At 64.0% G+C, this 25218-nt stretch carries 17 protein-coding genes; 8 read left to right on the top strand and 9 right to left on the bottom strand.

All coding sequences use genetic code 11. From position 1 onward, the window contains the following. Positions 1–577: 577 nt before the first annotated feature. Positions 578–2593, bottom strand: a complete 2016-nt coding sequence (locus M1P90_RS29860; protein ID WP_483699349.1) for a DUF4012 domain-containing protein — start codon at positions 2591–2593, stop codon at positions 578–580. Between the two features lie 348 nt (positions 2594–2941). Between M1P90_RS29860 and M1P90_RS29865 the strand changes: the two genes are divergently transcribed. Further along, positions 2942–3931: a hypothetical protein gene (locus M1P90_RS29865; protein WP_483699350.1), complete on the top strand. Its 990-nt coding sequence runs from the start codon at positions 2942–2944 to the stop codon at positions 3929–3931. A gap of 247 nt (positions 3932–4178) precedes the next feature. On the opposite strand, the gene M1P90_RS29870 is transcribed toward M1P90_RS29865, so the two are convergent. From M1P90_RS29870 to M1P90_RS29885, 4 genes are all read right to left on the bottom strand, one after another. Further along, positions 4179–6734: an FtsX-like permease family protein gene (locus M1P90_RS29870; RefSeq protein WP_483699351.1), complete on the bottom strand. Its 2556-nt coding sequence runs from the start codon at positions 6732–6734 to the stop codon at positions 4179–4181. Between the two features lie 182 nt (positions 6735–6916). Further along, the gene (locus M1P90_RS29875; RefSeq protein ID WP_483699352.1) at positions 6917–7711 is read right to left on the bottom strand and encodes an ABC transporter ATP-binding protein; all 795 of its coding nucleotides are present in this window, start codon (positions 7709–7711) and stop codon (positions 6917–6919) included. Positions 7712–8004: 293 nt separating this feature from the next. Then, complete coding sequence (locus M1P90_RS29880; RefSeq protein ID WP_483699353.1) at positions 8005–9387, bottom strand: dihydrolipoyl dehydrogenase family protein; 1383 nt, start codon at positions 9385–9387, stop codon at positions 8005–8007. A 234-nt stretch (positions 9388–9621) separates the two neighbouring features. Next, positions 9622–9885, bottom strand: a complete 264-nt coding sequence (locus tag M1P90_RS29885; RefSeq protein WP_483699354.1) for a DUF6582 domain-containing protein — start codon at positions 9883–9885, stop codon at positions 9622–9624. A 119-nt stretch (positions 9886–10004) separates the two neighbouring features. On the opposite strand from M1P90_RS29885, the gene M1P90_RS29890 reads away from it, so the two are divergent. Together M1P90_RS29890 and M1P90_RS29895 are read left to right on the top strand one after the other, a co-directional pair. After that, positions 10005–11510, top strand: coding sequence for a MurT ligase domain-containing protein (locus M1P90_RS29890; RefSeq protein ID WP_483699355.1), 1506 nt, complete (start codon positions 10005–10007; stop codon positions 11508–11510). Between the two features lie 71 nt (positions 11511–11581). Beyond that, the gene (locus tag M1P90_RS29895; protein ID WP_483699356.1) at positions 11582–12964 is read left to right on the top strand and encodes a vWA domain-containing protein; all 1383 of its coding nucleotides are present in this window, start codon (positions 11582–11584) and stop codon (positions 12962–12964) included. A 141-nt stretch (positions 12965–13105) separates the two neighbouring features. Here M1P90_RS29895 and M1P90_RS29900 read toward each other — a convergent pair whose 3' ends face one another. From M1P90_RS29900 to M1P90_RS29915, 4 genes are all read right to left on the bottom strand, one after another. Next, positions 13106–13717, bottom strand: a complete 612-nt coding sequence (locus M1P90_RS29900) for a macro domain-containing protein (protein WP_483699357.1) — start codon at positions 13715–13717, stop codon at positions 13106–13108. Positions 13718–14040: 323 nt separating this feature from the next. Beyond that, positions 14041–15057 (bottom strand): Gfo/Idh/MocA family protein, encoded by a 1017-nt coding sequence (locus tag M1P90_RS29905; RefSeq protein ID WP_483699358.1) that lies wholly within the window; start codon positions 15055–15057, stop codon positions 14041–14043. A 146-nt stretch (positions 15058–15203) separates the two neighbouring features. Continuing rightward, positions 15204–15422, bottom strand: coding sequence for a zinc-ribbon domain-containing protein (locus M1P90_RS29910; protein ID WP_483699359.1), 219 nt, complete (start codon positions 15420–15422; stop codon positions 15204–15206). Between the two features lie 18 nt (positions 15423–15440). Next, positions 15441–16154 carry an isochorismatase family protein gene (locus tag M1P90_RS29915; protein ID WP_483699360.1) on the bottom strand — a complete coding sequence of 238 codons (714 nt, stop codon included), beginning with the start codon at positions 16152–16154 and terminating at the stop codon, positions 15441–15443. Between the two features lie 353 nt (positions 16155–16507). Between M1P90_RS29915 and M1P90_RS29920 the strand changes: the two genes are divergently transcribed. The 5 genes from M1P90_RS29920 (at position 16508) to M1P90_RS29940 (ending at position 25073) form a co-directional block, all read left to right on the top strand. Beyond that, complete coding sequence (locus M1P90_RS29920; protein ID WP_483699361.1) at positions 16508–19714, top strand: helix-turn-helix domain-containing protein; 3207 nt, start codon at positions 16508–16510, stop codon at positions 19712–19714. 429 nt (positions 19715–20143) lie between these two features. Next, positions 20144–20527, top strand: coding sequence for a response regulator transcription factor (locus tag M1P90_RS29925; protein ID WP_483699362.1), 384 nt, complete (start codon positions 20144–20146; stop codon positions 20525–20527). Next, positions 20511–21548: an ABC transporter ATP-binding protein gene (locus tag M1P90_RS29930; protein ID WP_483699363.1), complete on the top strand. Its 1038-nt coding sequence runs from the start codon at positions 20511–20513 to the stop codon at positions 21546–21548. Before M1P90_RS29925 ends, M1P90_RS29930 begins: the two co-directional genes overlap by 17 nt. Before the next feature lie 72 nt (positions 21549–21620). Next, positions 21621–23852, top strand: coding sequence for an ABC transporter substrate-binding protein (locus M1P90_RS29935; RefSeq protein WP_483699364.1), 2232 nt, complete (start codon positions 21621–21623; stop codon positions 23850–23852). Between the two features lie 225 nt (positions 23853–24077). Continuing rightward, the gene (locus M1P90_RS29940) at positions 24078–25073 is read left to right on the top strand and encodes an ABC transporter permease (protein ID WP_483699365.1); all 996 of its coding nucleotides are present in this window, start codon (positions 24078–24080) and stop codon (positions 25071–25073) included. Positions 25074–25218: the final 145 nt, after the last annotated feature.

Consider the following 25218-nt stretch of genomic DNA (forward strand, 5'->3'; position numbering starts at 1 on the left):
GGAGTCAGAAGACGCGAGACACGAGACACGAGGCGGGAGACGCGGGACAGGAGACGCGACACAGGCATCATCAGGTACGTCTGCTCGGTGTCATGGTCTTTTCCCTGTGCTCATCATTTTCTCGCCTGCCAGGTTAAATAAAGCGAAGCATCTCTGGCCGAAATGACCGCGAGATGCTTCGCTTTGCTGTTGCTCCGTTTAGAACGGCCCAACCGGGGAAGTATTTAGGGGGCACAGAAGACACGAGACGGGAGACAAAAGACGGGAGGGCAGGAGTCAGCCAGGCTTCGCGTCAACCGCAATAACCATCTGGCATGCCTGACTCCTCCCCTCGCCCTCGCAACAGCTGTGTACTGGCATTGCTCCCTCCCCTCTCCTTCGCAATGGGAGAGGGGCCGGGGGTCAGGGCCTCCCGCAGGAGACGCGAGACGCAAGACAGAAATCAGGAGTCAGCCAGGCTTCGCGTCCACCGCAATAACATTCTGGCGTGCCTGCAAACAGGCTCAAAACCGCCAATACACTGACTTCTGAAGCCAGGCTCCTGACTCCTCGCTGCTTCCTGCCAACTGCATCCTGCTTACTGCCCCGCTGCGGGCCGAAAATCAACTGTCAGCGTTTGTTCAGTGCTCAGCGTGAGCTGAAACACCAGATCCTGCCCTTCCTGGCGGGCCAGCGGCATGCTGGAAGACAGCAGCACCGCGCCCTTTGGCATACGCACGCGCACCGTGGCGGGCAGTGGCGGCGTGCCAGCCTGCTTTTGCAGCGTAAGCTGGTAGTGCCACCCCTGATCGTCCTGCGTCAGCACCGCAGCCGGCAAATGGTAGCGCGCAAAGATACGCCGCGCCTCGCCAGGCGGGATCACCAGCATCGTCGCAAGCGCGCTGGTGCGCGCATCGCCAGGTTCCAGCGTCACCGCGCCATTGTCGGCCTGCCCGCTCAGCAGCCAGGCGGCCGGGGTCGGCACCCCAAGCGCGGCGATGAGTTGGCTGCCTTCGGGAAGCAGCGCGCGCTGGTAGATCCAGGCGCAGCCGGCCATCAAATCCTCGTAGCGTTTGGCGCTCACAATCTCGTTGAGGCCGCGCCGCTGATCGCACTCGGGCACGCCGCTGGCCGTATTGCGCTGGCGCAATGTCAGCTCGCCAATTGGTGTCTCGGGTGCGCTCAGGTCGGCAGTGTAGGAGATCGACTGCTGAACCAGCAGCGAAACCTTGTTGTAGCCCATATTAGCCGCGTTCAGCAGCAGAAAATCGCCATCGACGGCGCGCACCGCCCCATCCCAGCCACGGTTGTACATGGCATCGGCCACCGCTGGCTCCTGCACCACCACCTGAAGGTGGCGCTCGTCGAAGGCCTGGCGCAGCGCGCCAAACACAAGCAGCCAATCGATCTGCGCGCCGCCCTGCTCGGCGCGCGCAAGCAATGCGCGGCCCAGCGGTGCCAGAAACTGCTTGCGCTGCACCCACCACGGCGCATCGGCAGCGGCATTGCCGCTCTGCTGCACGCCAAAGAACACGGCATTGCGCAAATACGCCTGCACATTTGCCGCCGTAATCGGCGCATTCGAGCCCTCGACCTCCAGCGGGCCAAGCGCACCAATCAGCAGCTGCAAGCCAGCCGGGTCGATCGCAATCACATCGCGCACGCTGCGGTTCTGCCCGCGCCCGTACAAATCGCTGATTGTGGCCGCCGCTGTTGGCAAGTCGGGCGACCAGTTGGCATCCGGGAAAGTCCACAGATCGATGCCCATATAGCGCTGCAAGGGCGCGGGTGCGTCGGGGTAGGGGCCATTCGCCGCCAGGTTGGTGATCGTCCCCGAGTCGGCCAGGCTAAATTCCACCACGCGCCCCTGCTCAACCCCCAGCACGCCGGCCGCCGTCATCAGGCCGCCGGTTGGGCGCAGTTCGTCGGGGTTTTGCGCCACAACCAGGTAGTCGTGGCGGCCATGCGCGCCCAGTAAATCGGGCAGCGCCAGCGCAATTGCCACACCATCGCGCGCAGCCGGCAGCAGCTCGTCCACGCGGGCTAGTGGCGCGCGCAGCTCGGGCGAAAGCTGCGCCTGGGGCACGCGCGCCCACGCCTCGGCCGCCTGCGCCAGCGACTGCTGGGCGCGCAGCAGGTCGGGCTGGGCATTTTCCAGGCGCTGCATCAGCGTGGTGCCGGCCACCTCGCCATTCGCCAGTGGGCGCAGGGCTGGCATCACCCCAATATAGCTACTTTCCGCCCCATCGGTCAGGCCCACGGCCAGGTCAAGCAGATCGGGCGCGGCAGCAAAGTCAGCGCCATAGCCCGGCAACCAGCTCAAGTGGCGCGCAATGGGCAGCAGCGGGGCACTGGTAAGGCGCAGCGCCACTGCGTCGGCGTGCGCGCGCGCCAAAAGCGGCCCCAGCGCCACAATCTGGTCGCGGCTGGGATGCGCGGCCACATCCTCCAGCGCGCGCAAATCGTCGCGCAGGGCCTGGGCCGCCGTATAGACCTGCCAGGCCTTCAGACCCATCAGCAAAACCAGGGTTATGCCAATGATAATAAGAAGATAGCGCACTTTGATCGCAGCACCATAGTGCGAGCGTTTTGAGATAGTGTGTTGTGCTGACATGATCGTTGCTCGCGTAAAAGACGACTATGCTAACTATAAAATATACCAGCACAAAAACACTATGATCGACATTACAAATCATGGTATCTTTCAACAATGTAATATTTGCATTCAATAATCGCATTACATTTCGATTACACAGCATATACCAGAGCATTTAAACTGTTTATAAATACACTATATCGAATAGTCGTTACTATATGCAATAATTCACAAAAATACGTACCAATCGTGCGGAATAAAGCGTTTATACATTCAGCCAATAATAAATGATCATCTGCCGGCCAAGTATTTCTTATTCGAAATAATATTGTATTCAGTACCCGGCAGCAGAGAGGATCCGTATTGATGAACAACATTCTGTCTCCACGCAATCTGCGCCGGATGGCAGCCATCGCGCTAAGCCTGGGGGTATTGGCGCTAGGCGCAACTAATGCCACCTGGGCCGCGCCAAGCGACGCGCCAGCCGGGCAAACCGTGCCATCGCGCACGCCAGCCGGCGGGCCAAACCCAACCAGCACTGCAACGCGCACGCCTACCCCGCGCCGCCGCAATCCTACTGCAACACCGGTTACCCCCAGCACCACCGCCACCGCAACGGCCACGTCTACTGGCAACGGCAACGGCAACGGCAATGGCAACGGCAACGGCAACGGCAACGGCAATGGCAATGGCAATGGCAATGGCAACGGCAACGGCAATGGCAATGGCCAAAACTTTCTGTCATGCCTGCTGCAAGCGCCCGATGGCGTTGACACGATTGAATGCAGACTCGGGCCAGTTACGCTGATCATTCCGCGGGCAGCATTCTCGGCCGGCGCAGCCATTTCCATCCAGCTCGTCGACCCAGCTGTGCGCGGCCCGATCGCTGGCGAGGCCTTTTTTGGCCCACAAGCCGATCTAACCCTGCTTGACGCGAATGGCAACCCGATCACCAGCCCAACGTTCGCGCAGCCGATTACCTTGTGCTACGACTATAACTCGGCTGATATCCCCGCCATCGGCAGCCCGGCCGGGTTCGTTATTGAACTGCTCGACACTGCCACCAATCAGTGGCAGCGGCTGGCAACAACACCCGATACCGCGAATAGCCGCGTATGTGCGCAATTGTCGCACTTCAGCAGCTATGTGCTTGGTGGCCGCCTGGCAACGCCCAGCAGCCTGCCAAACACTGGTACTCCCGCGCAGCCGCTGGTTGGCGCGTGGCTGTGGGTGCTGCTCGCAGTGGCGCTGGGCGTGGGCGCAAGTATCAAGGCACGCATGATTCAGCGCGAAGCAGCGCAGGCACACATTGAGGCGGTGGTTGCTGATATAAAGAAGCCGGCGGAAGAGAAGTAAAGTCCAGAGCAGTTTGCAGTCAGCACGAGGCAGAAGGCCGTTGTATGTTCCGCGCTACCACGTATTTCGTGTCGGTGCACGCGAGTCAATTGTTCTGCAAACTGCTGTACATCCGCGCGAGGGTTCGGGGGTGGCATTGCTGCCCCCGAATTTTCTTTTTCACGTACAGCGCCCCGGCTAAGCCGGGGCGCTGTACGTGAAAATATTCGCACTATTCTATTCCCCATCCCCCGCCACAGGCGCAGCGCTATTCCTCGCGCAAGGCCAGTGCGGGCGGCGTGCGGCTCATGCGCCAGGCGGGATACAAACCGGCCAGCAGCGCGGCAGCAATTGCCACCAGCATGGCCTGCGCAAACAGCCCGCCATCAAGCCGGAACAAGAGCGTCCAGCCAAACGAGCGCCGGTTGATCACATACACCAGCACCAGCGCCAGCATCACGCCAACGGGCAGGGCCAGCAAGCCAGCAGTAAAACCAATCAGGCCGGTTTGTGAGATCACAACGCCCCACAGCTGGCGCGGCGTCAGGCCTGTGGCGCGCAGCATGCCCAGTTCGCGTGCGCGTTCGAGCTGCAAGGCCATCAGGGCGGCCAGAATGCCAATAAACGCCACAATCGTCGCCAGGAGCTGCAACACGGTTGTGATCGCAAAGGTCCGGTCGAAAATTTCGATGGAGGCTTCGCGCAGCGCGCGGTTCGAGCGAATATTCAGCACCTGGTCGGAGCCAACCAGCGTGCGCAGATCGCGCACCAGCGCATCGACATCCTGCCCGGGCGCGGCGTCGACGCCCAGCGACGAAATCTGCTGGTCGTTCCACAGCGCCTGATACTGCGGCAGATCGATCATCACCACGCCCTGGTCGGAGCCATAGTCGGAATACACGCCCGCAATCGTGAACGGGCGCTCGCCCTGCTCGGTGAGCAGTGAGATTGTGCCGCCCGGCGCGAGATCATAGCGAAACGCCAGCGGCTCGGACACCAGCACCTGCCCCTGCGCAAAAGCCGGCCAGACCTGCGCGGGGTTGCCCTGCAAAAACTGAAACGAGTTGCGGTCGCGGTCGGTGGTGACTTCCAGCGCGACCAGCAGCTGCGGGCCAAACTGCCCTTCAATTGTGACGCTGCGGTAGCGGCGCGCGCGCTCAACGCCCGGCGCGGCGCTGATTTCCTGCACAACATTTGCGGGCAGCGGCGCGTCGAGGCGGCTGCTCGACACACCCGGCGCAGAAACAAACACATCGGCGCGCAGGGTCGTATCGAGCCAGTTCACCACGGTTTGCCGAAAGCTGCCAACCATCAGGCCCACGCCAATTGTCACCGACACCGCGATCATCAGGGCCGCGATTGCCACCGAGGTGCGGCTGAGCGTCGCAATCACGTCGCGCGCGGCCATGCGCCCAAGCAGGCCAAACAGCCGGCCCATCAGCGGGCGGGCAACTTGCATCAGCAGCAGCACCGCCATGGGCGTCACAGCCGCCGCGCCGATGGTGAGCACGAACAGGGCGCTGAAGCTTAGCACAATGCTCTTGCTGGGGATGAGCAGCAGCGCCCCGCCGAGCAGCAGAAGGCCCACACCCAGCGCGCCGGCCAGTGGCACAATCCGCCGCACACGATCTTCATACGACGAACGGCGCAGCACCGTGCGCGGCGGCGTAAAGGTCGCCTCAATCGCGGGCACGGCGGCAGCCGCCAGCGTCGTGAGCATGCCCAGCAGAAAACCTTTCACCAGCGGGCCAGTGCTGATCTCGACATTGCGAATTGAGACAGTGAAGTAGAGGTCGTTGATCGTCTGCGTGACGAGCTGAATCAGGCCGCGCCCGAGCGCGATGCCCAGCGCGACGCCCGCAAGCGCGCCAACCACGCCCACGATCACTGCCTCGCCCAGTACCAGCGCGAAAATCTGCCGACGCGAGACGCCAATGCAGCGCAGGGTGCCGAGCAAGCCGCGCCGCTGCACCACCGAAAAGGTGATCGTGTTGTAGATCAGGAACATGCCAACGATCAGGGCCAGCAGGCTCAGCGCCGTCAGGTTCAGCTCGAAGGCCGCCGTCATCTGCTCGATCGCCTGGGTGCGCAGGGCTGGCCGGGTGACGCGCAGGCCAGCGGGCAAAATCGTCGCGATGCGGTCGAGAACGGGTTGCGCGGCGTCGCCATCGGGCAGGATGAGGTCGATCTGCGTGAGCTTGCCGTCCATGCCGAGCCATTCCTGCGCGGTGGAAACATCGGCCACCAGCAGGCTGTCGATCGAGCGGCGTGCAGCATCATCTTGCGGCTCAAGCAGCGCCACCAGCGTGGCAGTTTCGGTGCGCGACCCCACACGAATTGGGAAGCTGTCGCCGCTTTTCAGCCCATAGGCGCGCGCCGTGTCAGCCGACATCAAGGCCGCGCCCGGCTGGGTGAATAGTGCTGTCAGATCGCTGTTTGGGCCGGCGTTGGACGGGCTGAGAAAGGGGCGAAACTGCCCTTCGGCCAGCGGGTCGACGCCAAGGATGTGCAGCGTCAGGCCGGGCTGATTGGGCGCGGCGGCATAGCCTTCCACCACTGGCGCGGAGCTGCGCACGCCCAGATCGACGCGCAAACGCCGGTAGATGTCGTCGTCCAGGCCATTCGGCCCGCCAACGATCTGGTGGGTTGCGCGGCCCGCAATCGTTTCGGTAGAGATCGCAAAGGCGCGGCGGGCGCTGCTATTCGTTAGATCGATTGAGACGACCACGGCGACGCCCAGCGCCACGCCCAGGATCGCCAGGCCGATCTGCCAGGGGTGTTTGAGCAGGTGCCGCCACGAGGTTTTCAGCAGGGTTGGTGTCATGTAGTACCTAGAGGAGAAGTCAGGAGTCAGGAGTCAGAAGTCAGGGTGTTTCTGGCTCGCGAAAGCCTTCTCACATATATAAGCCGTCCGATTGATCTGAAAGCAGTGTGGAAATCAGGAACATCAGCATTGCAATCGCTAATCCCTATTCCCGTCCCCTAACCCCTGCGCGTTCACGCGCATCAGGCATCCGTGCTAAGCAGCTTCCACAGCACGTCATTCTCGTCATCGGCCGTGGGCGCGTGGCCGTTGCTGGCGGGCTGCGGCGCGCTCGCTTCTTCTACTAAATGCCCTTCGGTCATGCGAAATACGCGGTCGGCCAGACCAACCACATCGGGGCTGTGCGTGACCATCAGGAGGTTTTTGCCAGCCTGGCGCGTCAGCTCGTCAAGCAGATCAAGCACCTGCTGGCCGGTTTCGGTGTCGAGGTTGCCGGTTGGCTCGTCGGCCAGAACAAGCTGCGGGTCGTGCACAAGGGCGCGCGCCACCGCAATGCGCTGCTGCTCGCCACCAGAAAGCTTGTCGGGGTAGGCGTTGCGCCGGTCGGCCAGGCCCACCTGCCGCAGCAGATCGAGCGCGTTGTCGCGGTCGCGCTGGGCGGTGCGGCCGTTCAGCTCAAGGGGCAGCAGCAGGTTTTCAAACACCGTCAGCGTCGGCACAAGATTGAAAAACTGGAAGATAAAGCCAATGTGTTCGCGCCGAAACAGCGTGCGGTCGTGCTCGGACAGGCGCGTGATGTCTTGCCCCGCCACCCAGACCTCGCCGGAGCTGGGCGTGTCGATACCGCTGACGAGGTTGAGCAGCGTGCTTTTGCCCGAGCCGCTCTTGCCGATCAGCACCACGAATTCGCCCGGCGCAAATGTCGCGCTGACTTCGTGCAGCACCACGCGCTCGCGGCCGGCTTCTTCAAAACTCTTGCTGACGCGCTCCAGGCGGATGATCGGCGGGGTGTTCGGGTCGGCGTTGCTGGCTCGCATGTATCTATCCAATCGCTTGTGACAGAATGTACAATATAAGTATACACTGTTCTCGCGTTTTTAGCTACGAAGCCGCCGGGAAAGTGGATGGGGAAGGAACCGTATTCAGGAGTCAAGGAGTCAGGGGTCAGCATCGTGCGACAGCAGTGCTAAAAGGACGCCAGGAAAGTTTACCACAGAGACACAGAGGCACGGAGATCTAAAACTTGGTGCCTTGGTGTCTTGGTGGTTATTTGAATAGGATTAGGCTTGCAACCCGCAACCTGACAACCTGCAACCTTTCAACCTGCAAACTACCCCTTCAGCGCCTCTTCGGCCGCCCAGCGCACGCCTTCGGCCACGGTTGGGTAGGGCAGAATGGTTTCGGCCAGGTCGGCAGCCTTGAGGCCCGCGCGCATTGCCAGCGCCACCGGGGCGATCAGCTCGCCGGCATTGACGCCCAGGATATGCCCGCCGAGAATTGTGCCATCGCTGCCAACCAGCAGCTTGACCATACCCTCGGGCTGACCCATCAGCACGGCGCGCTCGATCCCCTGCATCGGCTTCACGCCCACGCGGAACGACAGGCCGGCGTCGCGCAGTTCGGCTTCGGTGCGGCCAACGTGCGCAAGCTCGGGGCTCGTGTAGGTCACCCACGGCACCACGCTGGCGTCGAAGCGGCGGGCGCGCGCGGCAAAGGCGTTGTGCGCCACCAGCCGTCCCTGCTCATAGGCCACATGGGTGAACTTGTAGCCGCCCGCCACGTCGCCCGCCGCCCAGATATGCGGCACACTGGTGCGCAAAAAGTCATCCGCAACAATACCTGCGTCGGTGGTTTCCACGCCCGCCGCGTGCAGATCAAGCCCTTCGAGCACCGGGCGAAACCCTGCCGCAACCATAATTTCGTCGACGAGCAGGCGCTCGGTGGCGTGCCCGCGCCGGCTGAAATGCAGCTGCTTGCGGCCGCGCGCTAAACTCACCTCGTGCAGTTCCACGCCCGCCTCGATGCGGATGCCCTCGCCCGAAAGCAGTTCGCACAGCTGCGCGGCCAGCTCACGGTCGTCCTTCGCCAGCAGCTCATCCGACTGCTCAAGAATCGTGACCTCGACGCCGAAACGGCTAAACAGCTGGGCGAATTCCACGCCAATCGGCCCGCCGCCGATGATCGCCAGCCGGCGCGGCAGCGCGGGCAAGCTCACCGCTTCTTTGTTGGTGATAAACCCGGCGTCGTGCAGACCCTCGACCGGCGGCGCGGCGGCCACGCTGCCGGTGGCAACCAGAATTTGCTCGGCACGCAGGGTTTCGCCGTTCACGCGCACCTCGTGCGGGCTGAGAAAGCGCGCCGTGCCCTTGTACACGTCGATGCCCTCGCCGCCAAGCTTGCGCCGGGTGGCTGCGTCGCTGCCGCCGCGCACCTGATTGATGGTTTTGCGCAGGTAGGCTTGCACCTTCTCCCAGTCTGCCGTCGGGTCGCCCAGGTGCAGGCCAGCTCGCGCGGCGCTGCGCGCCTCGTGAAGCTGCGCGGCCAGGTGCAGCAGCGCCTTGGTTGGGTCGCAGCCGTAGTTCAGGCATGTGCCGCCGATTTTGTCGCGCTCGATCAGCGCCACACTGTGGCCGGCCTGTGCGGCTGCGCTGGCTGCGCCACTGCCGGCCGGCCCCGCGCCAATCGCCAGGAATTCGTAGCTGTGCGAGGGCATAATGACCTTTCGTTATGCAATGCTGCGGTATTTGCTCAGACGAATTTTACGCCTGCGGCGGGCAAGGATGACTCTCTTTTTCTTGTGACTTTTTTGCGCTGCAGCGCAAAAAAGTCACAAGGAATTGCTGCCATGCTTCGCTGCAAGCGAAATTCTTGGTGATTCAGTATTTGGCTCACTACCAAGAAAATAGCAAATCTTCGAGCCTTCGTGTCTTCGTGGTATTCTTCCGTTTCATCCGTCGCTCAGTTCGACGCCATGCTGCTGGGCGGCGCGGCGAATGCGGCCCTTGATCGTCTCGACCTCGTCGGCATCGTACTTGGCGGCGTTGTTTTTATGGTGAATATAGCTCCACGCCGCGCGCACATGCTCGGGCGTATCGACCGGGTATTTTTTGTTGGTTGGGTCGGCAAAGGTGACATCGCCATACTCGCGCTGGCCTTCTTTTGGATTCACATCGTCGCGGCGCTCGATATAGCTTGATTTCTTGCTGCTCATGGCAGAACTCCTTTCGCTGCTATGGCAGGCTACAGCACGGGCTATGCCCCGGCTTGCGGGCACGGTATGGTAGAATAGCGCCGCCACCACGCAACCGCAGGCACGAAAGAAAGAACCCTATGCCCAACTTTCCCGATCTTCGTTTGATTGCCGCGATTGGCGCGGGCAAGGCCGCCGGCCTGGCGAGCCGCGCATTAGGGCGCGGCGGCGGCACAACCCTGCCGGGCGTGGTTGCGCGGCGCATCGCGCCCGACACCCTGCGCCGGCTGAGCGCCGGTCTGCCCGGCGGCGTGGCCGTGATTGGCGGCACGAATGGCAAAACCACCACCACGCGCATGATCGCGGCGATTTTGCACGACGATGGCCGCCGCGTGCTGCATAATCGCGCTGGCGCAAACCTTGTGAGCGGGCTGACGGCCACGGCATTGGCGGGCAGCTCGCTGGGTGGGCGGGTGCGCGCCGACATGGGCCTGTTCGAAACCGACGAGGCCGCGCTGCCGCAGGCGCTCGCCGAAACACGCCCGCGCCTGGTGCTGCTCCACAACCTGTTTCGCGACCAGCTCGACCGCTATGGCGAGGTAGACACGATCGCGAACGCGTGGCGTGCCGCGCTCGATCAGCTCGCGCCCGACGCGGCGGTGCTGCTGAATGCCGACGACCCGGCCGTGGCGGCGCTGGGCGAAAACCTGCACACCCGCGTGTTCTACTATGGCCTGGAAGATACGCGCCACGCTGGCGACGGCGCCACGCACTTCGCCGACTCGCAGTTCTGCCGGCGCTGCGGCACACCCTACGAGTACACGGCGCGCTTTTACGCGCACGTTGGGCATTATGCCTGCCCGAATTGCGGCCTGCGCCGGCCCACGCCCGACTTCCGGCTGGAGCGGCTCGACCTCGACGGCACGAACGGCTCGCGCCTGCTGCTGAGCGCCAGCGGCCACGCGCCACTGCCCACCGCGCTGGAAATCAACCTGCCGCTGCCTGGGCTCTACAATGCGCTGAACGCGCTGGCTGCCACAGCTGCCGGGCTGCTGTTGGGCGTTGCGCCCGCGCGCATTCGCGCCACACTCGAACAGTTTAGCGCGGCGTTTGGCCGCATCGAGCGGATTGACGCGGGCGGGCAGCCGCTGTTTATGGCGCTGATCAAAAACCCGGTGGGCGCGAGCGAAACCGTGCGCATGCTCGTTGGGGGTCATGGGTCGGGGGTCGGGGATCAGGAGTCATCAGCATCCAGTGGAGACGCTACAACCGACGAGCTGCAAAATTCAAAACTCAGCACGCAAAACTCAGCACTTCACGTCCTCGTCGCGATCAACGACAAATACGCCGACGGCACCGACGTTTCGTGGCTGTGGGATGCCGATTTCGAGCGGCTGGCCGGGCGCGTGGCTACCGCCGTGGTGAGCGGCACGCGCGCGGGCGACATGGCGGTGCGCCTGAAGTATGCCGGCGTCGACCCGGCGCGCATTCGCAGCGAGCCCGACCTGCCGCGCGCGCTGGATGCCGCGCTGGCGCAGCTGCCCGCCGGCGCGACGCTCTACGCCCTGCCGACCTACACAGCCATGCTCGAAATGCGCGCCGAGCTGGCGCGGCGTGGCTGGGTCAAGCCCTTCTGGGAGGATTAGCGGAACTCTTTCGCAGCCGCCGCCGTCTCTGAGCTACGACATACAAAATGCTCAGGAACAGGAGGTCTGCGATGCGTTCTACTCCTTCTTCACCCCGGACCTTGCTGGCGGCGCTGGCGCTGGCGCTGCCCTTGCTGGCGGCTTGCGGCGGCGGCATGGCCAGCAGCAATGTTGGCGCAGTTCCCACCCCCATGCCAGCCGCGTCGTCGGCGGGCGGCACCGTGGCGGTTGAAGCTCCTGCGATGATGGCAACGCCCGCCGCCGCTGCCATGGCCCCAACTGCCGCAGCTGCGGCGCGCATGGACAGCGCCACCGAGCCGGCCGCCGCCGTGGGCATGGCCGCCACCGCCCCGCCCGCGTCGAGCGCGCCCCAGCCCACGCCCGCGCCCGTTACATCGCAGCAGCAGTACACGCCGTTGCGCGCTGGCGAAGTGGACGACAACGCCGATTTCGACAGCTACCTGGCTTACGTGCAGCGCTCGGCCGGCATTCGCGCGCGCCAGGCCGATGTGAGCGAGCGCTACCTGCTCAGCGTGGCCGACGCCGCTGGCCGGCCGGTGCTCGACGCGCGCGTGCGCATCTTCGATGGCGCGCAGCAGGTGTTTGAAGGCCGGACCTTTGCCGGCGGCAAAACTGTCTTCTTCCCGCGCGTGGCTGGCGTTTCGGGCAATGCCCAGCAGCTTCGTGTTGTGGTGGAAAAAGGCAACAGCAGCGCCGAGGGTGCGCTGGAACGCGGCCAAACGCGCCCGCCGGCCTTTGTGCTGCGCGACGCGGAAGCTGCGCCAGCCGCGCCCCGCCTCGACGTGCTGTTTCTGCTTGACGCAACTGGCAGCATGGGCGACGAAATCGGCCAGATTCAGCAGACGATTGCCAGCATTGCCGAGCGCATCGACGGAAGCCAGCCGCGCCCCGAGTTACGCTTCGGGCTGGTGGCCTACCGCGACCGTGGCGACGCCTATGTCACACAGGTGCACGATTTCACCGCCGACGTCGCGCAGTTCCGCGATACCCTGCTCGCCACCAGTGCGGGCGGCGGCGGCGACGACCCTGAGTCGCTGAATGAGGGCTTGCACGCCGCGATTGAGGGCGTGAGCTGGGCCGACAACGCCGTGCGCCTGACCTTCCTGGTGGCCGATGCGCCGCCGCACCTCGATTACGCGCAGGACTACGACTATGTGCAGGAAGCGCAGGCGGCTGTGGCGCGCGGCATCAAGATCTATACCATCGCGGCCAGCAACAGCGGCGACGAGGCCGAGTATGTGATGCGCCAGATCGCCCAGCAAACGCTGGCGCGCTTTATCTTCCTGACCTACCAGCAAGGCGCCAACGGCGGCACGCCCGGCGACACAACCGTGCATCAGGTCGACCCGCAATCGTTCACCGTCGAGCGGCTGGATGACCTGGTGGTGCAGGTGGTGCAGCAGGAGCTGGCCGCCGCGCAGGGGGTGGCATAAACCGTGACGGGGTGAGAGGGTGAAGGGTGAAAACTGAAGAGGTGCGCGGGCAATGCGTTTCGCCCGCGCACCTCTTTCTGTTGAATCATTCAGCCGAAGTCGCCGCGCGCCGTTTCCTGCCGGCTGCTCACTGCCGACTGCTCAGCGCTGGCGCAACTTGCGGTCGTGCTCAAGCTGCTTTTCCAGCGTTTTCGTCCAGTCCAGCTCGCCCATAATCACGCTGCGGTAGGCGTTCCACATCTGGTAGGCGGCGCGCTCGGCCGACATTTTGCCGGTGCCGGTGCACAGGCCGGGGATGGCCAGCGAGCGAATCTGGTCGTTCGGGCTGGGCTTGTGGGCGCGGTTGTGCGCCTCGACGGCGCGCAGGATCGCGCGCATCGCCAGGTAGGCATTCACGCTGCCCGAGACATCAGCCGGCACGCGCATGGTCGGCGCGACGATGACGTAGCGCAGGCGCGCGCTTTTGGTTGGCAGCACCAGCGCCTGCCCCACCAGCAGCTCGCCATCGAAGTCGCGGTCGATCTGAGCGCGCAGGGTGTCTTGCAGCCGCCAGTCGAAAATTTCCTGGCTGATCGCCATATCCACCCCGCTATCGGTGAAGCCAAAGGCGTTAGCGGGCACCGCCAGCGCATCGACCGCCAGCGTCAGAATGTTCTGGTTCACGACCTTGACGCTGCTTTCCTCGGGGAAATAGCGCTTCCACGCCTGCACCAGCTCGGCCGAGCGGTCGCAGAGGGTCATTGCAGCCGGCATCGGTTTCTCCTTAATATCTTTGATAACAATAGCTTCTTTTTTGGCGCTGGCCGCCACATTCGTGGCGACCAGCGCCAAAAAGGGAATTTCTCGGGGAGGCGCAGCCTCCCCTAACCCCACCACGCAACGGGCGATGATAGCATCCACCCTCGCTGGCCATCAGTGTAGCGCAGGCATGCGTGCGCGGCGGCATCAAGATGCGATCAAAGCAGTTGCCACCCTAATGCATTATTAGGAAAGCGATGGGAAAATCAGGAAAGAGTTTCTGCATTGTAATCACTAAACCCTATTCCCCATCCCCTAAACCCTGCGCTGAAAGCGCACTACACCGCAATTGGCACGCGCCGCCCCGCCGCCGCCGACTCGATCGCGCCAAAGACCATCGCCAGGCTTTTGATGTTGTCGTGGCACTCGCCCATGGGTGTTGCGCCTGTGCGCAGCGCGTGGACGAAATCGCGCAGCGAGCCGGCGATCCCCGTGGGCATGGCCGGGTCGGGTTCGCGCGTGTGCGGCGTGGCAGGGCGCAAAAAGCCCTCGTCGGCGGCGACCACTGCGGCCACCGGCGCGCCATGCCCATCCCAGGTGGCGCTGCCGTGCGGGCCAAGTATGCGCCACTCGCCTTCCCACGAGGTTGGCTGGCCGTCGGCGCACCAGCTGCCCCGGTAGACGTAGCGCAGCCCGCCGCTCATTTCGAAAATTGCGCTGGCGCACGCGCTGCCGGCGTACCAGCTCCACGGCGGGTTGAACTCATCGCAGTAGACCGCAACCGGGTCGGCTGCGCTCAGGAAGCGCGCCGCGTCGAAGGTGTGGATCGCCATGTCGAGCAGCAGCGGGCTGGGCATGGCATCGCGGAAGCCGCCAAAATGCGCGCCAATGAAAAAATCGGAGGTGAGCATGCCGGGCGCGCCAACCTGCTCGACAATCAGCTCGCGCAGGGCGTGCAAACGCGCGTCGTAGCGGCGGCTCTGGCTCACCATATACAGCAGGCCGGCGCGCTCGGCCGCCGCGACCATTGCCCGCGCGCGGTCCATGGTGTCGGCCATTGGTTTTTCGCCCAGCACTGGCACACCAGCCGCCAGCGCGGCCAGCGTCACGTCGTGGTGCGCTTCGGGGATGGTCACATCCACCACAAAATCGGGGCGCAGCTCGGCCAGGGCGCGATCCAGCTCGGTGCCGGGCACCACACCCGCGAGGCCAAGCTCGTCGGCGGCCTGCGCGGCGGCGTCGGGGCGAATATCGACCCAGCCCACCAGCTGGGCGTCGGCGCTGGCGGCGAGATTTTTCGCCCAGGCGCGGCCCATTCCCCCGGCACCAACTAACACTGCGCGAAGCTGCTGCATGAAATCCTCACATAGAACCGCAGAACCGCAGAACCGCAGAACCGCAGAACCGCAGAACCGCAGAACCAAGAACCAAGAACCACGGAACCTTCAACTTGCAAACCTTCAACTTGCTAACTTGCCAACCTGCAACCTACCTGCCAACCCTACCGCGCCACGGCGAAGCGCGTATGGCAGTTCTGGCACTCCAGCACCAGCTCGGCCGCGCCCAGCGGAATGATTGGAATCCAGAAAACGTGAATGTAGGTGCGGGCGGTGCGCGGCGTAAACATCGCGTACTGGCCGCAGCGCGGGCACTGCTGCATCCCGCCACCGGGCCGATTGTCGTCGCGCACGACCTGGCGCGTGCCAAAGAAAATGAGCATAGAGCCTCTTTTGAAAGGTTACGTCAGCGCGGCCACCACCTCGACACCGTTCGAGGCCATGTGGTGCAGAAACAGGACATGGTGCAGATCGCCGTCGTGCGCGAAAATGCCCAGGTCGCGCGCCACCGCCACGGGCGTATCGAAGGTGTCGACCACGTCGGCGGGCACGACCACGCGGCGCTGCATATTCGCGGCATTCGCTTCCAGCCGCAGCTGCATGGCCGCCTGGTACGCGCACAGATCCGAGCAGTCGCCAACCACAATAAAGGTGTCGAACTGCGGGTTTTCGGCCACCCACGCGCCAAAACCGGTGCCAAGGTGCGAGTTGATCGAGTTCTTCGGGAAGATCGCGATCTCGTCGTAGAACGGCAGCGCCTTGAGCTGATCGACGGCTTCGCTTTCGGGCGTGCCGCGCAGGCAGTGGGGCGGGTAGGCGTTGAACTCGGGCGTCGCCGGGTCGTGCGTGTCTTGCGTGAGCGCGAGCGCGCGCACACCCAGCGCATGCGCGCGGGCAAACAGCTCGGCCACAGGCTGCGCGATCCGGCCCACGCGGGCGCTGGCGAGCGGGCCTTCGGTGCAGAAGCCGTTGATTACGTCAATCGAAATCAGCGCCACGCGCTCGGGCTGCGTGCCAACAACGTCGGCGAGCGAGCGGGCGGGCAGCGCATTGTACCATGCGTCCAGGTAGGCCAGAAAGGGCTGGGCGGTTTGCGTAAGCTGCGAGGTTGTCATGATGTTCTCCTTACGTATTGTCAAACTGACACTATTATAGCAGATGCAGCTATTTTGTCAATATGGCACTACTCGTATTTTTGCCTTTTCCTGTTTGCAATTGCACATTTCTACGCTGCATTTCGCCTGCGGCAGCAAGGTACTTTTGATTATTTCTGTGTGCAGTTTTCCGCGCGCAGCGCGGAAAACTGCACACAAGGAAAAGATCAAGGCCATATACTCAACCTTGGTGCCTTCGTGCCTTGGTGGTTATACGTTCTCTTCCAGCCCATTCCCACGCCCGATTTGACCACCCTGCGCCGGTGGTGTACCATTCGGGGCATTCCAGCCAACCGTGTATCTTGAGGACAATGATGTCGTACACGCTTCGAATCGGCGTACGCATCGGCTCGGCCGACCCGTTCTGGGTGCAGGCGCGCGAGGCCGTGCTTCAGCGCTGCCAGCAGCTTGGCCTCGAGCTGGTGTCGCTCGATCTGGCGCTTGGCGCGCTGCAATCGCCCGACGAGCAGACCGCGCGGCTGGACGAACTGCTCGCCCACGATCTCGACGCGCTGATCTGCACCATGCTGCCCGGCGATATGATCGACCGCCTGCTTGAGCATGGCCTGCCTGTCGTGCAGCTCACCGAAAGCGACCTGCGCCACCCGCGCTTTGTGTCGCCGCGCGGCTTCTACGACATTGCGCGCATGGCCGGCGACTACCTGGCCGAATGCACCCACGAGCGCGGGCAAGTAGTGGCGGTTGGCGGCTTGCTGGCCACGCATGGCGAAGATGGTCGCAGCCGCCTGTTGGGCATTTCCGAGGCGCTCAGCCACTACCCGGCGATGGAGCTGCACCACATCCCCAGCGTCTGGCGCTACGACCGCGCCTACCCGCAGATCGAAGCGGCATTGCAGCAGTTTCACGCGCCGCTCGCCGCGATTTTCGGCCTTTCCGACTCAATGGCGCTGGCCGCCCGTGATGCTGGCCGCGCGCTTGGGCTGGTCGATGCAAACACCGTGATCGTCGGCATCAACGGCGACCCGCTGGCGCTCGCCGCGATTGCCGACGGCAGCATTGCCGCCACGGTCGATACGCCCGCCGCCGAGCTTGGCATCCAGGCCGTCGAGCTGGCCTGCCAGGGCGCGCGCGGCGAAGCGCTGCCGGCCTACTTCGGCTATGCGCCGCGCCTGGTGACGCGGGAAAACGTGGCCGAAATTGCCATGCAGAAGCTGATTGCGATCGCCGAGCTGCCCAACCGCATGGTCGGCGTCAACCGCCAGCAAGAGCAGCAGCGGCTGGCGCAGCTTGAGCTGGGGCTGGAAATCCACCGCCGCATCGGCGTCATCCTCAACCGCCAGCAGCTTGCCCGCGAGATTGCCGAGCTTATTCGCGCCGCCTATGGCTACGACACCGTTCAGCTTCTGCTCTGGCAGCCCGAAGAAAACGCGCTGGTTCTCGAGCAGGCCGGCGGCATGCGCATCCCACTTGGCGAGGATGGCGTGCTGGAACACGCGCTCGGCCAGAACGAGCTGGTCTTCCTGCCCGACACGCAGCGCAGCCAGCGTTTCGCGCCCGACCGCCACTGGCCGGCGACGCGCTCACGCGTGGCGGTGCCGATCCGCTTTGGCGCAACCACGCTTGGCCTGCTCGATCTGCACAGCCGCACCGTCGTGCAGCAAACGCACGAGTCGCTGGCGGGCCTGCAGCTCATGGCCGACGAGCTGGGCATTGCCATGCGCAACGCCGACCTGTACAGCGATGCGCTGGCCGCCCGCGAGCGCGCCGAAAAGGCCGACCACCTGAAAACGCGCCTGCTGGCGAATGTCAGCCACGAGCTGCGCACACCGCTGAACGTCATTCTGGGCTATAGCGAAACCGCCCTGAACCGCCCCGACGCCTACCCCACCCCACTGCCGCCCGCATTCCGCCGCGACATGCGCCACATCTACCACAGCGGCGAGCACCTGCTGCGCCTGATCAACGACCTGCTCGACCTGTCGCGGGCGGAGATTGGCGCGCTGGAGCTGCGGCCCGAAACGCTGGCGCCGCGCGCATTTCTCACCGAGGTGTTTCAAAGCGTGGTTGGCACCTTCGACGCGCCGGGCGTGCAGTTCCGCCTGAGCCTGCCCGAACACCTGCCCGCCATCCACGCCGACCCGGTGCGGCTGCGACAGATTTTGCTGAATTTACTGAGCAATGCGCGCAAATCCACCAGTGCTGGCACGATCACGCTTGGCGCGGAAGTTGAGCCGCCGCACATGCACTTGTGGGTTGCCGATACCGGGGCTGGCATCCCCGCCGACGTGCAGGAGCGCATTTTCGAGCCGTTTGTGACCGAGCCGCGCGGCAAAACCCGCCCCGACGGCATTGGCCTGGGCCTGACGATCACGCGGCGGCTGGTGGCGCTGCATCGCGGCCATATGGCGCTGGAAAGCGCTCCCGGTCGCGGCAGTATTTTCCGCGTCTACCTGCCGCTGCCCGCGCTGGCGGGGGAGCAAGCCCGGCCCACCAGCGGCGCCGACACCCTGCTGCTGATCTCGTCGCAGCCGCACCCGCCGCCGGCGATTGCCGCGCTCGGCCAGCGCAAAGGGCTGATCATTCGGCGGCTCGCTTCGGGCGCGGAGCTGGATGATGCCCTGGCTGGCGGCCAACCCGCGCTGCTGGCCTGGGATCTCGCCCACGCGCAGCCGGCCGAGTGGGCGCTGATTCAGCAGCTGCGCAATGACCCGCGCCTGTGCCAGCTGCCGTTTGTGCTGTATGGCCACGAAAACGGCGCGCAGCCGCTTGGCCTGACGGGCATGCTCAACAAGCCACTTCAGGCTGGCACGCTGGCCGAAACAATTGCGGCGCTGCGCCCGGCTGGCGTGGCTGGCCCGGTGCTGATTGTGGACGACGACGCCCAGACGCGCGAGCTGTATCGCGCGCAGGTGGCGCAGGCGCTGCCCGGCTACGCCATCGCCACCGCAGGCGATGGCGCGGCCGCGCTGGAATTGCTGGCCGCTGAAACCCCCAGCCTGGTGCTACTCGACCTTGCCATGCCGGGCGTGGATGGCTTTGCGGTGCTGCGCCACCTGCGCGCCGACGAGCGCACCCGCCAGGTGCCGGTGCTGGTGCTCAGCGGGCGCGCCCTGTCGCTGGAAGATGTTCAGCAGCTCGACTTTGCGCGGGTGACCTTTCAAAGCAAGGATATTCTTTCGGGCGGCGAAACTGCGGCGGCGCTCCACGCTGCGCTGAGCGGCGCGACCGCGCTGGCACGCCCAACCAGCCAGCTTGTGAAGCGCACGATTGCCTACATCCAGCAGCACCACATGCACAGCGTGTCGCGCCAGGAGATCGCCAGCGCGCTGGGCGTCAGCAAAAACTACCTGACGCAGATTTTCCATCAGGAGCTGGGCATTTCGCCGTGGGAATACCTGAACCGCTATCGCATCCAGCACGCTAAAACGCTGCTGCGCGGCACCGACGCCAGCATCACCGCGATTGCGAGCGAAGTCGGCTTTGAGGATGCGAGCTACTTCGGGCGCGTGTTCCGCAAGCAGGTCGGCTGCTCGCCGCAAAGCTACCGCGAGCAAAGCTGAGGCGGCAAGCGCACGAGCCACAGATTTCCGAACCACAGAGACACAGAGGCACGGAGAATTTAGGATTTACGAGCGATGATCTGCGAAGGTTGCAGGTTTACAGGTTTGCATGTTGCAGGGTGCAGCCTCAATCCCAAAACCCCAGACCCTAAACCCTCGCCCTGATTTGCAGGTTGCAAGGTAGCTGAACCTCAACACTGCCCCCTGCAAATTGCCCCTGCAAACTGCCGACTGCTCCTGCAAACTGCCGACTGCTCCTGCAAACTCAACACTTAACATTCAACATTCAACACTGCCCCCGCTCACCCCATCATCTTGCCACCCCACGCATCGTGCTTTTGTCCGAATGCTCCATGCTCTTGTGCGAGACAGCGCGCCGCCAATGCGCTATTCTCCCTGCATACCCAGTTCTGCCCAGATGGATATGCAATGATGCACAGCTCTCAACCGGCTGTCCTGATCGTCGAGCCCGATGCGGCGACCCGCGAACTCTATGCGCGCGCGCTGCGCCGCGAGTTCCGCGTGGTGGAATGCGCCGAAGCGCCGGACGCGCTCGCGCTGCTTCAGGGCGAAACGTTTGGCGCGATTGTGCTTGAGCCCTCGTATGGCGACGAGCGCGGCTGGCAGGCTCTCGCCGCCCTGCGTGAGCACACGCGCCGCGCGGTGCCGCTGGTGCTGTGCAGCGTGCTGGATGAGCGGCGGCGCGGCATGGCGCTGGGCGCGGCGGCCTACCTCGTCAAGCCGGTGCTGCCGGCCCGCCTCTTGGAAACGCTGCGCGCGGTGATGGAGCAAAAGCATGCAAGCAACCAGTGACAGCACCGCGCCGACCATGCCCACGCCCGGCGGGCCGCCCGTGCTCGAGCTCAACGACCTGCGCACCTACTTCTATGTCGATGGCGGCGTGGTAAAAGCGGTCGATGGCGTGAACCTGGCGCTGGGCCGCCAGCAAACCCTCGGCCTCGTGGGCGAAAGCGGCTGCGGCAAAAGCATCACCGCCATGTCGATTATGCGCCTGCTGAAATCGCCGCCCGGCAAGATTGCGGGCGGGCAGATCCTGCTGCGCCAGAGCGATGGCAAAACCGTCGACATCGCCAAGCTGCGCCCGAACGGCGCGCAGATGCGGGCCATTCGCGGCGGCGAGATCGCCATGGTCTTTCAGGAACCAATGACCTCGCTCAACCCGCTCTATACCATCGGCTCGCAGATCGCCGAGGCGGTGCGCATCCACCTGAAGCTCAGCAAGCAGGCTGCAATGGATCGCGCGCTTGAGATGTTGCAGAAGGTGCAGATCAGCGACGCCAAGCGCCGCCTGAACGAATACCCGCACCAGCTCTCGGGCGGCATGCGCCAGCGCATCATGATCGCGCTCGCGCTTTCGTGCAACCCCGCCATTCTTGTGGCCGACGAACCCACCACCGCGCTGGATGTGACCGTGCAGGCGCAGATTCTCGACCTGATGCGCGATCTTCAGCGCGACGTCGGCTCGTCGATCATTATGATCACCCACAACCTGGGCGTGGTGTCGCAGTTTGCCGACGAGGTAGCGGTGATGTACCTGGGCAAGATCGTCGAGCAAGCGCCTGTGCGCGAAATATTTCATTCGCCGCTGCATCCCTACACGGTTGGCCTGCTGAACTCGGTGCCGGTGCTGGGCAAAAAAGCCGGCAAGATGCTGGTGCCGATCAAGGGCATGGTGCCCAGCCCAACCGCCACCATTCGCGGCTGCGCTTTTGCCGCCCGCTGCCCGCACGTCATGCCAGTGTGCCGCGAGCAGGCACCGCCACTGCGCGAGGTGCAGCACGGCCACACCGCCGCCTGCTGGCTGCACGAGTAGCCCCGTTCGCCCACAACCGCTGTTGGTTCCCGGCGTTCCGCCGAAGCTGCCACATATGCTCAAGGAGGAAGCATGTCTACCGAAGATGCCAAGCGTCTGAGTCGTCGGTCATTTCTCAAGCTGGCCAGCCTGAGCGCTGGCTCGGGCGTGCTGGCCGCATGTGCCGCCGCCGCGCCGGCAGCACCAACCGCTGCCCCAGCAGCACCCGGCGCAGCCACCGCCGCCCCTGCCGCGCCCGCCGCTGCAACAGCCGCCCCCGCTGCCGGTGCCGCCACGGCCGCTCCCGCCGCTGGTGGGGCCGCGCTGCAAGGCCCAATTCCCTACCCGGCCGGTCAGGTCGTGGCTGGCGCGCGCGAGCCCAAGCTGTTCAAAGTCGACGAGATGTTCACCTACAAGAAGCTCGACACGTATTCCGAGCCGGATTACATTGCCGAGGCCGTCAAGGCTGGCAAGCTGCCACCCGTTGAGCAGCGCCTGCCCGAAACGCCACAGGTCATTCTGAACGGCTTCTTCTCGGATGGGCCGGGCGAGTACGGCGGCGTGATGCGCGACGTGTGGGCGGTTTCGACCGAGGGCTGGAACTGGGCTGCCGGTGCGGTGCAGGGCTACTTCGGCATCGACTCGATTGTGGTCGAGACGCTGCTGCTCACCGGCCCGATGTGGCTGCGCTCGGATGCGGTTGAGCCGCTGCCCAACCTCGCCACCAGCTGGGAATGGTCGAGCGACGGCAAGCAGCTCACCATGAACCTGATCAAGGGCCTGAAATGGTCGGACGGCCAGCCCTTCAGCGCCGACGACGTGATGTTCACATGGAACGATATTGTGCTCGACCCGAACGTCGTCAAGGCCGCCAGCAAGCGCAGCACCTGGCAGATCGACGGCAAGGATGTGAACCTCGAAAAGGTCGACGACAACACGATCAAGTGGACCTTCCCGGTCGAAAAGCCGGCCTACCTCATGTACTACATGAACGAGAACTACATCCGCATCACGCCGGCACACGTCCACAAGCCCTTCCACCCGAAATATAACCCGCAGTCCGACTACCAGAAGTTCCAGGACGACCTGCCGCCCAACGCGCTGCCCGTCGTCACGCTCGGGCCGTGGACGCCGGTGGACTACAAGACCGACGAGCTGATGATCTTCCGCCGCAACCCGTACTACTGGAAAGTCGACGAGAGCGGCAAGCAGCTGCCCTACCTGAACGAGATCGTCTTCGAGAAGGCCGACACCGGCGTCATCCGCACCACCAAGGTTATGGCCAACGCAGCCGACCACACCAATGTCGAGAATCCCTCGACCTTCCGCGAGGTGGCCACGCGCGCAGCCGACCCGAACGCGCCATTCCGCCTGGAGTGGGGCCCCGAAACGCTGGGCTTCTCGCTGCTGGTGAATCAGGCCGCCAACTTCGGCGCGACCGACGACCGCAGCAAAGAGCTGCGCAAGCTGTTCCGCGACGCCAAGTTCCGCCGCGCGCTCACGCAAGCGATCGACCGCGACGGCATTGCGCGCGCCGTGGCCGATGGCCCCTTCTTCCGCGCATGGCCGGGTGGGCTCTACCCCGGCGCGCAGGGCTTCGACATCGACTCGACCGTCTACTATCCCTTCTCGATCGACACCTCCAAGGCGCTGATGGCCGAGCTGGGCTTCAAAGAAACCGACGGCAACGGCATCCTGAAGTGGCCCAGCGGCCCGCTCGCCGGCCAGCCGCTTCTGATCAGCCTGGTGGCCGGCCGCGACGCCGACGGCGTGGGCGCGATTGCCGAGGCGCTGGTGCCGCTGTTCAAGCAGATTGGCGTGCAGGTGAACTACCGCCTGATGGACGGCAACGCCCTGAACGACATGAACACCAGCGGCCAGTGGGACATGCAGGTTTCGCGTATGGGCCAGGAGTGGGGCGTGCCGAGCGTACGCTACCGCGACATCGCGCCCCAGGCGCTGGAAAACCCGGTGTTCGACCGCGCGGCCGAAGGCGTGGATCGCCCGCTGCAAGAATTCGAGCAGCAGCTTGTTGATCTCGTCAAGCAGTTCCAGTCCGAAACCGACAACGCCAAAAAGGCCGACCTGCTCAAGCAGTACCAGAAACTCCACACCGAAAATGTTTACACCCTCGGCGTGGTGATCGGGCGCTATGCGCTGGGCATGTCGAAAACCATCAAGAACGTGCCAATCGGCGCGCCGGCCTTCCTGTACCAGTGGGACTACGACAACTACATTCCCGAGCAGTTCTGGATCGCGCAGGCCGACCAGGGCAAGGTTCCCGAAACGCGGCCGGGCGTTATTCCTGAGTACAAGCAGGCGTAGTGCGCTCTTAGCGCAGGGGCTAGGGGATGGGGAATAGGGGTTGGTGATTACAATACAGAAACTCTTCCCCGATTTCCATATCGCTCTCTTGTACTGGACAAGCCGCTTCATTTCGTAAGCGCCGGGGTTCACCACCAGGACACCAGGGTAAAAGAATAGTTCTTGGTGTCTTGGTGTCTTGGTGGTGAACGGTCTAACGCGTGTTTTGTCAGGTTCGAGGTCGCTATGCTGAAATTTATTGCGCTTCGGCTGCTCTCTGCCATTCCCGTGCTGATCGGCATCAGCCTGGTGTCGTTTATCATCATCCAGCTGCCGCCCGGCGATTTCGCCAGCGGCTTCAAGAGCAACCTGATCAACAACGGCATCACCGAGCAGGAAGCCGAGCGCCAGGCGCAGGCGGTGCGCCAGCAGTACGGCCTCGACCAGCCCGTGATGGTGCAGTACGTCACCTGGGTGAAAAACATTGTCACCAAAGGGCAGTTTGGCTACTCGTTCGCGTACAAGCGCGACGTGGGCGACCTGATCGCAGAGCGCCTGCCACGTACGCTGGCGCTCGCGCTGGCCGCGCACCTGATTTCAACGCTGGTGGGGGTGTTTGTTGGCATCTTTGCCGCAACGCACCAGTATAGCCTGGGCGATAATGCCGCCACGGTGCTGGCATTTCTGGGAACATCGATCCCGCGCTTTTTCCTGGCCCTGCTGATTCTGTACTGGCTGGCGTTCACGGTTGGCGCGCAGCACTTCACGAACTTCAACTCGCCGCAGTACGCCTTTGCGCCCTGGTCGTGGGCGAAGCTCGTCGACACGCTCAGCCATGTCTGGCCGGTGGTGGTGATCGCGGGCTTTGGCGGCGTGGCGCAGAACATGCGCGTGATGCGCGGCAACCTGCTCGACACGCTGAATATGCAGTACGTCACTACCGCCCGCTCCAAGGGCCTGGCCGAGTCGGCCGTGATCTACAAGCACGCCACGCCCAACGCGCTCCACCCGATCATTATGTACCAGGGCACGGTTCTCCCATACATGCTGGCCGGCGAGCTGGAAGCGGCGATTGTGCTGGGCCTGCCCACACTCGCGCCCATGTTCTACGGCTCGCTGCTGAACCAGGATATTTATGTGTCGGGCGGCTTTCTGCTGCTGTACGGCGTGCTGCTGGTGCTTGGCAACCTGATCGCCGACGTCTGCCTGTCGCTGCTCGACCCGCGCGTGCGGCTGAATTAGTGCGCTTGCAGCGCAGGGGTTGGGGGATAGCAGATGGGGATTGGTTCGGCGTATGCGATACGCCACGGCGTATGCGATACGCCAGTACATTTAGGCATATTGCATACATCAGTACGTTTGGGCGTATTGCATACATCATACTAAC

Source organism: Kouleothrix sp. 19917 (genome assembly GCF_057073505.1).

Bases quoted from the DNA above. Each gene is read 5' to 3' on its own strand.
- M1P90_RS29860 (WP_483699349.1), bottom strand. From the start codon at position 2,593: ATGTCAGCACAACACACTATCTCAAAACGCTCGCACTATGGTGCTGCG.
- M1P90_RS29865 (WP_483699350.1), top strand. From the start codon at position 2,942: ATGAACAACATTCTGTCTCCACGCAATCTGCGCCGGATGGCAGCCATC.
- M1P90_RS29870 (WP_483699351.1), bottom strand. From the start codon at position 6,734: ATGACACCAACCCTGCTGAAAACCTCGTGGCGGCACCTGCTCAAACAC.
- M1P90_RS29875 (WP_483699352.1), bottom strand. From the start codon at position 7,711: ATGCGAGCCAGCAACGCCGACCCGAACACCCCGCCGATCATCCGCCTG.
- M1P90_RS29880 (WP_483699353.1), bottom strand. From the start codon at position 9,387: ATGCCCTCGCACAGCTACGAATTCCTGGCGATTGGCGCGGGGCCGGCC.
- M1P90_RS29885 (WP_483699354.1), bottom strand. From the start codon at position 9,885: ATGAGCAGCAAGAAATCAAGCTATATCGAGCGCCGCGACGATGTGAAT.
- M1P90_RS29890 (WP_483699355.1), top strand. From the start codon at position 10,005: ATGCCCAACTTTCCCGATCTTCGTTTGATTGCCGCGATTGGCGCGGGC.
- M1P90_RS29895 (WP_483699356.1), top strand. From the start codon at position 11,582: ATGCGTTCTACTCCTTCTTCACCCCGGACCTTGCTGGCGGCGCTGGCG.
- M1P90_RS29900 (WP_483699357.1), bottom strand. From the start codon at position 13,717: ATGCCGGCTGCAATGACCCTCTGCGACCGCTCGGCCGAGCTGGTGCAG.
- M1P90_RS29905 (WP_483699358.1), bottom strand. From the start codon at position 15,057: ATGCAGCAGCTTCGCGCAGTGTTAGTTGGTGCCGGGGGAATGGGCCGC.
- M1P90_RS29910 (WP_483699359.1), bottom strand. From the start codon at position 15,422: ATGCTCATTTTCTTTGGCACGCGCCAGGTCGTGCGCGACGACAATCGG.
- M1P90_RS29915 (WP_483699360.1), bottom strand. From the start codon at position 16,154: ATGACAACCTCGCAGCTTACGCAAACCGCCCAGCCCTTTCTGGCCTAC.
- M1P90_RS29920 (WP_483699361.1), top strand. From the start codon at position 16,508: ATGTCGTACACGCTTCGAATCGGCGTACGCATCGGCTCGGCCGACCCG.
- M1P90_RS29925 (WP_483699362.1), top strand. From the start codon at position 20,144: ATGATGCACAGCTCTCAACCGGCTGTCCTGATCGTCGAGCCCGATGCG.
- M1P90_RS29930 (WP_483699363.1), top strand. From the start codon at position 20,511: ATGCAAGCAACCAGTGACAGCACCGCGCCGACCATGCCCACGCCCGGC.
- M1P90_RS29935 (WP_483699364.1), top strand. From the start codon at position 21,621: ATGTCTACCGAAGATGCCAAGCGTCTGAGTCGTCGGTCATTTCTCAAG.
- M1P90_RS29940 (WP_483699365.1), top strand. From the start codon at position 24,078: ATGCTGAAATTTATTGCGCTTCGGCTGCTCTCTGCCATTCCCGTGCTG.